The sequence below is a fragment of the Gorillibacterium massiliense genome (assembly GCF_000455485.1).
Lineage (GTDB): Bacteria > Bacillota > Bacilli > Paenibacillales > NBRC-103111 > Gorillibacterium > Gorillibacterium massiliense.
Genome location: NZ_CBQR020000113.1, coordinates 1 through 9475 on the forward strand (window position 1 = coordinate 1; position 9475 = coordinate 9475).

General features: G+C 53.7%; 10 protein-coding genes and 1 riboswitch. Of the genes, 2 read left to right on the forward strand and 8 right to left on the reverse strand.

The genetic code is table 11. The features are described 5' to 3' along the window. From TJ79_RS15695 to TJ79_RS15705, 3 genes are all read right to left on the reverse strand, one after another. On the reverse strand, positions 1-264 hold a 264-nt coding region (locus TJ79_RS15695; protein ID WP_337588951.1), incomplete at its 3' end, for a biotin/lipoyl-containing protein. 450 nt (positions 265-714) lie between these two features. After that, on the reverse strand, positions 715-1695 hold the full coding sequence (locus TJ79_RS15700; RefSeq protein ID WP_040951288.1) for an alpha-ketoacid dehydrogenase subunit beta: 981 nt from the start codon (positions 1693-1695) through the stop codon (positions 715-717). Between the two features lie 2 nt (positions 1696-1697). Continuing rightward, on the reverse strand, positions 1698-2708 hold the full coding sequence (locus TJ79_RS15705; protein WP_040951289.1) for a thiamine pyrophosphate-dependent dehydrogenase E1 component subunit alpha: 1011 nt from the start codon (positions 2706-2708) through the stop codon (positions 1698-1700). A 219-nt stretch (positions 2709-2927) separates the two neighbouring features. On the opposite strand from TJ79_RS15705, the gene TJ79_RS15710 reads away from it, so the two are divergent. Then, a complete protein-coding gene (locus TJ79_RS15710) occupies positions 2928-3671 on the forward strand; it encodes a MerR family transcriptional regulator (protein ID WP_040951295.1) in 744 nt (247 codons plus the stop codon). 176 nt (positions 3672-3847) lie between these two features. Here TJ79_RS15710 and lpdA read toward each other — a convergent pair whose 3' ends face one another. Continuing rightward, positions 3848-5266, reverse strand: a complete 1419-nt coding sequence (lpdA, locus tag TJ79_RS15715; RefSeq protein WP_040951290.1) for a dihydrolipoyl dehydrogenase — start codon at positions 5264-5266, stop codon at positions 3848-3850. A gap of 122 nt (positions 5267-5388) precedes the next feature. On the opposite strand from lpdA, the gene TJ79_RS15720 reads away from it, so the two are divergent. After that, positions 5389-5673 carry a DUF2627 domain-containing protein gene (locus TJ79_RS15720; protein WP_040951291.1) on the forward strand — a complete coding sequence of 95 codons (285 nt, stop codon included), beginning with the start codon at positions 5389-5391 and terminating at the stop codon, positions 5671-5673. Between the two features lie 70 nt (positions 5674-5743). Here TJ79_RS15720 and TJ79_RS15725 read toward each other — a convergent pair whose 3' ends face one another. From TJ79_RS15725 to TJ79_RS15740, 4 genes are all read right to left on the reverse strand, one after another. After that, the gene (locus TJ79_RS15725) at positions 5744-6574 is read right to left on the reverse strand and encodes a C40 family peptidase (RefSeq protein ID WP_052339636.1); all 831 of its coding nucleotides are present in this window, start codon (positions 6572-6574) and stop codon (positions 5744-5746) included. A 22-nt stretch (positions 6575-6596) separates the two neighbouring features. Beyond that, positions 6597-6740, reverse strand: a riboswitch (cyclic di-AMP (ydaO/yuaA leader). 252 nt (positions 6741-6992) lie between these two features. Next, positions 6993-8099 carry a Gfo/Idh/MocA family protein gene (locus TJ79_RS15730; RefSeq protein ID WP_040951292.1) on the reverse strand — a complete coding sequence of 369 codons (1107 nt, stop codon included), beginning with the start codon at positions 8097-8099 and terminating at the stop codon, positions 6993-6995. A gap of 24 nt (positions 8100-8123) precedes the next feature. Then, on the reverse strand, positions 8124-8855 hold the full coding sequence (locus TJ79_RS15735; RefSeq protein WP_040951293.1) for a ThuA domain-containing protein: 732 nt from the start codon (positions 8853-8855) through the stop codon (positions 8124-8126). A 58-nt stretch (positions 8856-8913) separates the two neighbouring features. Next, the coding region (locus TJ79_RS15740) for a Gfo/Idh/MocA family oxidoreductase (RefSeq protein ID WP_040951294.1) at positions 8914-9475 on the reverse strand (562 nt) is incomplete at its 5' end.

The window sequence follows — 9475 nt, forward strand, 5'->3', positions numbered from 1 at the left end:
CGCTTCCGCAGGCTCGACGATATAACAGATCGTCTCGCCCACCTGCGCCGTCTCGCCTTCTGCCGCGACGATGGTGCCCATCGTCCCCGCTATGGGAGCCGGCATTTCCACGTTCACTTTTTCCGTAATGAGCTCGCAAATGACTTCATATTGTTCAACCTTGTCGCCAGGCTGCTTCAACCACTTACCTACCGTTGCGGAAACTAAACTTTCCGCCAAGTGCGGGACGGCTACCGCCGTACCCTTCACTCCTGTTCCCTCCATGGCATTTCCCTCGCTATCCGGCCAGCGGCCAGTCGTTAGTAGAACCAGACAAGACAGAACCCCAGGTGCGGGGTGAGATTTCACCGGTTGGAGCACATGTTGGAATGGCATGCCCCAAAAAATACAGCTTCCGTTGCAAAATGTACAGCGGAATGGTTGAAATGCCGCTTATCTGCCCGGGTTCATTGTATTTTGTGCAGGAGAATTCAAAGAATCGTCCACTTTCAGGCGGTTATGAGTGATTCTCCTGCACTTTTTGCAATGGAATAGATATAACCCACTAAATGTTGGAATTTCAATTGTAGGTTTTGCAATTGCCTCAACCCTATTTCAAAGCCGAGGTATCAGGGGGTCAGCGTTCGTTTATACCACAACGCCATCACCGCTTCAACTAAGCCAACAGTGGATGTCACGCGAAGATAGCGCCTTCTGCACTAATCCATTCCGAGCCTAAATTTCCGCTAGCTTGCGCATGGCTGCGGCGATTTTCTCCGGGTTCAGCAGGAAGTATTTCTCCTGTACCGGGTTCATCCCGATGGCCGGCACATCCGCACCTGCCAGCCGCATGATCGGCGCGTCCAAATCGTAAAACATCTCTTCAGAGATGATCGCCGAAACCTCGGCCCCTACTCCGCCGGTTTTATTGTCTTCATGGACGATCAGCACTTTCCCTGTCTTCGCCGCCGCTTCCAAAATCGCCGCGTTGTCTAGCGGCTGCAGCGTACGCAAATCCAGCACATGGGCGCTGATTCCCTCGGCAGCCAGCATCTCTGCCGCCTTTATCGTATGATGCATCATCATGCCATAAGAAATGACGGTGATGTCCGTCCCTTCCCGCCTTACCTTCGCTTTCCCGATGGGCACGATGTAATCGCCCTCCGGAACTTCCTCGGTAATGGACAAGTAGCATTTTTTATGTTCGAAAAAGAGCACCGGATCCTCGTCACGGATTGCCGCTTTGAGCAAGCCTTTCGCATCGTATGGCGTGGACGGAGCAACGATCTTCAATCCTGGCGTACCGAAGAAAATGGACTCCGGACATTGGGAATGATACAGCGCGCCGCCACCCGTCGCCCCGTAAGGAGCGCGGACGACCACCGGGCAGTTCCAGTCGCCGTTGGAGCGGTAGCGGATTTTCGCCGCTTCGCTGATGATCTGGTTCGTTGCCGGCAAAATGAAATCGGCGAACTGCATTTCCGCGATGGGGCGCATGCCGTACATGGCGGCACCGATGGCGACGCCGGCGATGGAGGATTCTGCAAGAGGCGTATCCAGGCAGCGATCCTCGCCAAAACGGTCGCGCAGCCCTTTGGTGGCATTGAAAACGCCGCCCTTCCCTACGTCTTCCCCTAAAACGAATACGTTATCGTTCTTCTCCATCTCGTCTTCCATGGCCGAACGGATGGCTTCCAAATAAGTGATTACCGCCATCGTTAGTCCCTCCCCGTTTCCGCGTATACATGCAGCAAAGCATCTTCCGGAGCGCATTGGGGAGACTCTTCCGCGTAACGGATGGCGTCCTCCACTTCCCGTTTTACCTTTACCTTCAGCTCCGCGTCTTTTTCCTCGTTCCACAGACCACACTCGAGCAAATAATTTTTGTAGCGGGGAATGCCGTCTTTCTTACGGTTTTCCTCCACTTCTTCCTTCGTTCGGTACTGCATATCGTTATCCGATGTTGAGTGCGGTGAGAGACGGTACATCACCGCTTCGATCAGCGTCGGACCTTCGCCACGGAGACCCCGCTCCCGGGCTTCTTTGACGACCCTATACACTTCAAGGGCATCGTTGCCGTCCACCCGGACGCCGGGGAAGCCATAACCGATGGCCCGCTCGTATATATTCCCCGCCACCTGCTTGCTGATAGGGATCGAAATGGCATATTGGTTATTTTCACACAGGAAGATCACCGGCAGCTTATGCACCCCGGCAAAATTGCAGCCTTCGTGGAAATCCCCCTGGTTGCTGGAGCCTTCGCCAAAGGTTACATAGGTGACGAAATCTTTCTTCTGCATTTTCGCCGCCAAAGCAATACCGACGGCATGGGGAACCTGAGTAGTAACAGGACTTGATCCCGTGACGATATTCAGCTTTTTGGCGCCGAAATGGCCGGGCATCTGCCTGCCGCCGCTGGTGATGTCCTCCGGCTTGGCGAAGTTGGCCAACATCAGATCTTTCATGGTCATGCCGACGGACAGCACGAAAGCATAATCCCGGTAGTAGGGCAGCAAATAGTCCTTTCCCTGTTGAAGAGCGAAGGCGGCAGCTACCTGAGCCACTTCCTGACCCACGCCCGAAACGAAAAACGGAATTTTTCCAGTGCGCTGCAGCAGCGTCGACATTTCATCGAATTTGCGCGCCCTTACCATATTGACATACATTTCAATGGCCTGTTCGTCGGACAATCCCAAGCTCCTATGCTGCAAAAGTTGACCAATGGACAAGGAATTCAGCCTCCTTATGATTACCTGTATGGTGAAGTCTGCATGGTTTCAGTCGGCTTAGCATCATGTTTTAATACCTGGTACTAATTCTAATCCATCCTTACTATAGCACATTCTCACTGCAATATGAACCGATTCGCATTATTTTCGCAAAATAGCATTGACTCTCCCGTTACGTGAGGCTGTATAGTGAGCTTGAAAGGAGGCGCCATCCTTATCATGAAAGTAAAAGAAGTCGCGGAACTGACGGGAATCAGCATCCGCACCCTACACCATTACGACGAAATCGGGCTTTTGAAGCCGAGCGGCACTACTGAAGCGGGATACCGGCTGTATTCCGACACCGATCTGGAGAAGCTGCAGCAAATCCTGTTTTTCCGCGAGCTGGAATTCCCGCTGAGGAAGATCAAAAGTATCCTGGAAAGTCCCGGCTTTAACCGCCTGGAGGCGCTGGAAATGCAGCGCGGGATGCTGCAAGCGAAGCAGGAGCAGCTTGTCCGGATGATCGCCACCCTGAATAAAACGATCGAACATGCGAAAGGAGATATTGCAATGACCAACGAAGAAAAATTCAAAGGCTTCGACTTCAGCAGCAATCCTTATGAAGATGAAGCGAAAGCGCGCTGGGGCGAAGATGCAGTGAATCGCGCTAATTCCCGGCTTGGCAGCATGGCCGCCGGAGAGCAGAAGACCCTGGGCGACGAGATGAACGCCCTCTACTCCCATTTGGCTGATCTACGCCATACCTCACCCGCTTCAGAGGAAGCCCAGGCCGGCATCAAGGAATGGTTTCTGCTATTGAACCAGATGGGCAGCTACTCTTTGGAAGCCTTCAGGGGCTTAGGACAAATGTATGTAGCCGATGAGCGCTTCACCAAAAACATCGACAAGTTCGGTGAAGGTTTAGCCGCATTCATGCGGGACGCCATGGCGGTGTACGCGGATAGCAACAAGCGCGACTAGCCTGGCACACCTTCGGACCGTTTCCACCCGTGCCAATGAATTCTGTTTCATTCGATTTGTCCGATCCAATTCGTCTACATGCTAACCGAAAGCAAAAAGGCCTTATCCCGTCGGCGGGTCTAAGGGGTTTGTTCCCCCGCGGACCGTTCTACGGAATAAGGTCTTTCTTTTTTGCCCTACATATTCAATGACGCCCCGTCCACCGCAAGCATCGCCTCACCCAGCGCTTCCGACAAGGTGGGATGGGGATGGATGGTTTGCCCGACTTCCCAAGGGGTCGCATTCAACACTTGGGCGAGAGACGCCTCGGAAATCAAATCCGTCGCGTGGGGGCCGATCATATGGACGCCGAGAATATCACCCGTCGCCGCATCGGCGACAACTTTGACGAAGCCGTCACTGTTGCCGAGCACAAGGGCTTTGCCCAAAGCGCGGAACGAAACCTTCCCGGTCTTCACCTTGAAGCCTTTCTCCGCAGCTTGCTTCTCCGTCCAACCGACGCTAGCCACCTCAGTCCGGGTATAAATCGCCCGAGGCACAAGTTGGGCGGCAAAAGCATGGGTATTGAGCCCGGCGATTCGCTCTACCGCCGCAATCCCTTGATGGGCTGCGGCATGAGCGAGCTGCATCTTCCCGTTGACGTCCCCTACTGCGAAAATATGCGATTCCATCGTCTGCATGAAATCGTCGGTTTTGATGAAGCCACGGTCGACGATAATGTCGGTGTTTTCCAGACCCAGCCCTTCCGTCACCGCCATCCGTCCAACGGACACCAGCATCTTTTCGGCCTCCAGATCTTGGATTACCCCGTTCCGTTCAACCTGTAGTTTGACGGATTGTTCTGACTGGCTAACGGTTTCTGCCAGAACTTTGGCGCCAGTGAGCACTTTGATCCCCTGTTTGGTGAACAGCCGTTCCAACTCCTTGGAGATTTCCTCATCTTCCGTTGGAATGAGCCGCTTTTCAAATTCGACGACAGTGACTTCCACTCCGAAATCGCGTAACAGCGATGCCCATTCTACGCCGATGACACCGCCGCCAACGATGACGATGGATTTCGGCAAATCCTCCATACGAAGCGCTTCGTCGCTGGTCATGATGCGACCGCCTGCCGCAAGTCCCGGAAGCATCCTCGGCTTGGAGCCTGTAGCCAAAATCAAGTGCCCGGGCACGAGATTCACAGCTTCGCCGTCCTCGGTGACCAGAGCCACGCTGCCGGATCGGGGTGAGAAAATCGACGGACCCATCAACCGCCCTTCCCCTTTATAGACATCGATCTTGTTCTTCTTCATTAAAAACTGTACGCCCTTGTGCAGCCGTTCGACGATCTCCGTTTTACGGATTTGCACCCGCGTAAAATCGAGCCGAACCTCCGATGCGAATACGCCATAGTCTGCGCCTTCCTTCGCTTGGGCATAGATCTCCGCGCTGCGCAATAGCGCCTTGGTCGGGATGCAGCCCCTGTGCAGGCAGGTACCGCCCAATTCGGCTTTCTCCACAAGCGCCACGCTGAAATTAAGCTGAGCTGCCCGGATAGCAGCCGTATAGCCGCCGACTCCGCCGCCCAGCACCACAATATCATAAGGTTTGGTCATTCCTGATCGGCCTCCTTTATTACCTGGTACTAATTCATCACTTTATTTTACCTTTTCATCAAAATTAAATATAGTGGGAATAGTGATATTTATTTTTAGCTTAACAGAAAAGGGGTCCCGTCTTGAAGCTGCTTATCTCGCGCATCATCGCCGTGCTTTTCCTCGTCGTGCCGGGTATCGCTGCCGCATACGGTTTCATGATGGTCAAAGATTCATTATTCGATTACATCGGCAGGAGCTCCAGTTCCGTCAGCTTTGGTTGGTCGTCCTTCGTTCCGGGGCTTTTGCTGTTCTTTCTCGGTGCCGGATTTATCGGCGGCTGGGTGTTCTACCGCGACCGCAAACGCAATTATGTCGCTCCCCGTTTCAAAGCAAAGCGCAAACCCGTCCGGCACAATCAAGAATAAGTGGCAGAATAAAAGAACAAAAGCGCGTCTCCACCGATGTGGATTCGCGCTTTTGTCTTTTTTGCGGGCATCAGTCCACTGCGATCCGTTTCGCCGCGAAGTAGCGGGCGCTCCAATAGGAGCTGGAAAGGGAGTCGATCTGGACGCCGCCTGATGTCGTTGCGGAAATGAATTGATTATTGCCCAAATAGATGCCGACATGAGTAGCCGGCGCTTTTTTCGTACTGGAGAAGAACACGAGGTCTCCTGCCTGCAGGGACGCAACCTTTGAACCGGCACTGGTGTACATGTCATTTGCCGTCCGCGGCAGATAGACAGCTTCTCTGCGGAACACGTATTGTACCAAGCCGGAGCAATCGAATCCGGAAGGCGACGTTCCGCCGTAGCTGTAAGGAATGCCTAAATACTCTTTGGCATCAGCAATGACCGATTGAGAGATGGACGGTCGATACCAGGCGGGAGCATGGTATTTTCCATCAGCTGAGACGATGGCTATGTAGTTCTTGCTGTCCCACTGGACCATGTGACCGAAGGATTTGGCGATAAAGCTGACCGGAACGTAAGTCCTGCCTTGCTTTTCTACCGCTTTCGTATCAATGGTTATCGATTCCCCATTGACGACTGCGGTATTCTCGCCGGTAGTCAGCTCGATGGTTTTATCATCGTTTTTCAATGTGACACGGATATCGCTATCTTCCACCACATAACTGACCTTGTAGCCGAGTTTCTCTGATACCATGCGAACGGGCGTCTGTGTGCGGGAATTACTGTCGATAAATGGCTGAGCGTCGGGAAATTGCACCAGGTCATCATTCACCTGCACCTTTACGTCCGATGCCGCAGCTTGGGAAGGCGCAGCGTAAAACAAACCGGATGTAAAGACGGCGGCGGACAATGCCAATAGCTTGGTTGACCGATTCAGATTCAGTTCCTCCTAATGCCTCCGAGGTTAGTTGACGGATTCGGGAAGAGGTTGGCTCCCTAGTTTGCAGACGAAATGCAAACATTCACCCCAATAAAAGTCCCCCGTACCGGACAAGCGCGTCCGGATTCGGCTTTATATTTCATTTATCAAACTATCATGCATGATTCGCATAAGCAATAGGCCGATAGTGTTTGTTTTCGCATAATAGGAGAATGTTCCTAGTCCAATAAAAAAGACCGTCGGCTAAACAGCCGACGGCAAACATGGAGTTAGAAAAAAAGGTTACGAAGGCAGCTCAATTGAAGCTGCATCATTAGTATATCACCATTGATATACTTTTATATATGCTTAATATATGGAATCTACCTGAACCTAGAGTAGACTGCTCCACGCGTTATTTGTCCAGCTCATACAAAGTCAGATCGAGCGGGAGAGACGCAGGCCGGTTGCAGCGGCTGATCATTTCATGGTACGCTCCGTTATCGGAAGAATCGTGGAACGCCCACATCGCTTCCAGCACGTGATACGCCAGTTCACCGCTGGCACGGTGCGGACGGCCGCTTTGCAGAGCGTAGGCCATATCCGCCGGCCCGATGCCCCGGGTATTTTCTTTATAGCCCGGAAGGAGCGGCTGCTCGCCCCAATCCTTCTCCCCGATCCGACGCAGCAGCACTGGTCCGCCGAAGCCGTTAGGATCCGGCACACGCAGCGTTCCCTCGGTACCGTAAATTTCGATATGCGGCAAATCGCTGCCTCCAAAAATATCGAAGCTCATGATCAGCGTGGCGATGGCGCCCTGCTCAAATTCCAAGGTACCGGCTACATGGGTAGGCACCTGCACGGAAATTTTGTTGCCGTATTTCTTTTCGCTGGTGATGGTCCGCTGTTCGAGCGCTTTCCCGGTCATACCGGCAATGCGCCGAATCGGTCCCAACAGCTGCACGAGAGCGGTCAAATAATAGGGCCCCATATCGAACATCGGTCCGCCGCCGAGAGCATAGTAAAACTCCGGGTCCGGGTGCCAGTTTTCATGGCCGCGGCTCATCATGAATGCCGTAGCCCCTACCGGCTTGCCGATGGCTCCGTTCTCGATTAGTGAAAGGGCAGTTTGAATGCCCGAACCAAAAAAGGTTTCAGGAGCGGAACCGACGAGCAGCCCTTTCTCCTTCGCCAACGCCAGGACCTGTTTTCCTTCCTCCCGGGTAATGGCCAACGGTTTTTCCACGTAAACGTGCTTTCCCGCATGAAGAGCCGCCAGACAGATGGAAGCATGGAGCGCCGGGATGGTCAGGTTGATGATGATCTCGATGTCCGGATTTTGCAGCATTTCTTCCGTTGTGCACACGGCGGGAACGCCGTAGCGGGCGGCTTGCTCTTCCGCTCTGGCGCGATCAATGTCGGCGCAAGCGGCAAGCTCGAGAATCTCGAATTTATTGATATTTTCCATGTAGATACCGCTGATTTTTCCGCAGCCGACGATTCCGACTTTCACTTTTCTCATGGCGAAGTCTCCTTCTTGAGGGCGTTAGTTGTATTGATTATCGGCCATGCCACTGTATGCGGCTGCGGCGGTTCCGTTATTGCGGCGTTCGGCCAGCTCTTTCCCGGCAGCTGCCCATAAGAAGCCGCGACGCATCAACTCTTTCACCGGCGGCATGTCGACGATATCGGCATGGTGGCCGAGGGAATTGTAATAGACTCGGCCGTCCCCCCAGCCTTTCGTCCACACTACCGGCATATCGACGGCTTTGTTCACGCTGTGAGGGCCGGGAACGACAGGGAAGCGGGTTGTCGCCAAAACCTCCACGGCGGGATCAACGTGCAAGTAATATTGCTCCGTTTTAATGGTAAAATCTTCGATGCCTTCCACCAGGGGACTGGAGCTGCTCTTGATGTTCACGTCGTATTCGACGCCGTCATTGCCCGGATGCGCCACCCACTGGCCGCCAGTCATGAACTGCCAGTCTACGTTTTGCCGGAAGGAATCGCACATGCCGCCGTGGCATCCAGCGATGCCGGTGCCGTTTTGCACCGCTTCCAGCACATTCCCGACGAGTTCTTGAGAAATCTCACCCATGGTCCACACTGGAACGATAAGATCCAGCTCCTTCAGCTTCTCCTTATCGGCAAAAGCTTCGAGGGTATCCGCCACTTCCACCGCAAAGCCCTCTGCCGTTAGCACGTCGGCGAAAATGTCCGCTACCTGCTTCGGCTCGTGGCCATCCCAGCCGCCCCATACGATTAACGCCTTTTTCATGTTCAGCCACTCCTTGTTCGTATATTTAACGGGAATTTTCCCGCAATGCGTAATCCCTCTACATTTCGGAAATCGCTACCCAGCGGCGCTCCACGATGGAGCGGTCCACCGCCTCCAGCACTTCCTGGCATTTCACGCCGTCGCGGAAATTCGGCTGCGGCTGTCTTCCCTCGGCGATGGCCGAGACCAGCTCCAGCATCTCGTGGGTGAAGGTATGTTCAAACCCAATGGTATGTCCCGCAGGCCACCAGGCTTCGGAATAATCGTGGGCGGCATCTGTCGCAAGCACCCGGCGGAAGCCTTGTACATCCTCATCATCGGAGGCGAAATAGACCTCCAGTTCATTCATCCGTTCAAAATCGAAGCGGACGCTGCCCAAACTGCCGTTGATCTCAAATGAGTTAGTGGAACGGTGGCCGGTAGCGAAACGGGTCGCTTCGAAGCTCCCCAAGGCACCGCTTTCAAAACGGGCAAGGAACAGCGTCGCATCGTCGACGTTAACTGCTCCCCGCGGTCCTTCCTTGCTCCCTTTCGCGGTGAGCCCGGTCATTTCGCTAGCCAAAGGCCGCTCTTTGATAAAGGTTTCACTCATGCCGATGACTTCGGCGATATCTCCTACC

Coding starts and splice junctions, on each gene's coding strand:
- TJ79_RS15700 (WP_040951288.1), bottom strand. CDS start 1,695: ATGGCGGTAATCACTTATTTGGAAGCCATCCGTTCGGCCATGGAAGAC.
- TJ79_RS15710 (WP_040951295.1), top strand. CDS start 2,928: ATGAAAGTAAAAGAAGTCGCGGAACTGACGGGAATCAGCATCCGCACC.
- lpdA (WP_040951290.1), bottom strand. CDS start 5,266: ATGACCAAACCTTATGATATTGTGGTGCTGGGCGGCGGAGTCGGCGGC.
- TJ79_RS15730 (WP_040951292.1), bottom strand. CDS start 8,099: ATGAGAAAAGTGAAAGTCGGAATCGTCGGCTGCGGAAAAATCAGCGGT.
- TJ79_RS15735 (WP_040951293.1), bottom strand. CDS start 8,855: ATGAAAAAGGCGTTAATCGTATGGGGCGGCTGGGATGGCCACGAGCCG.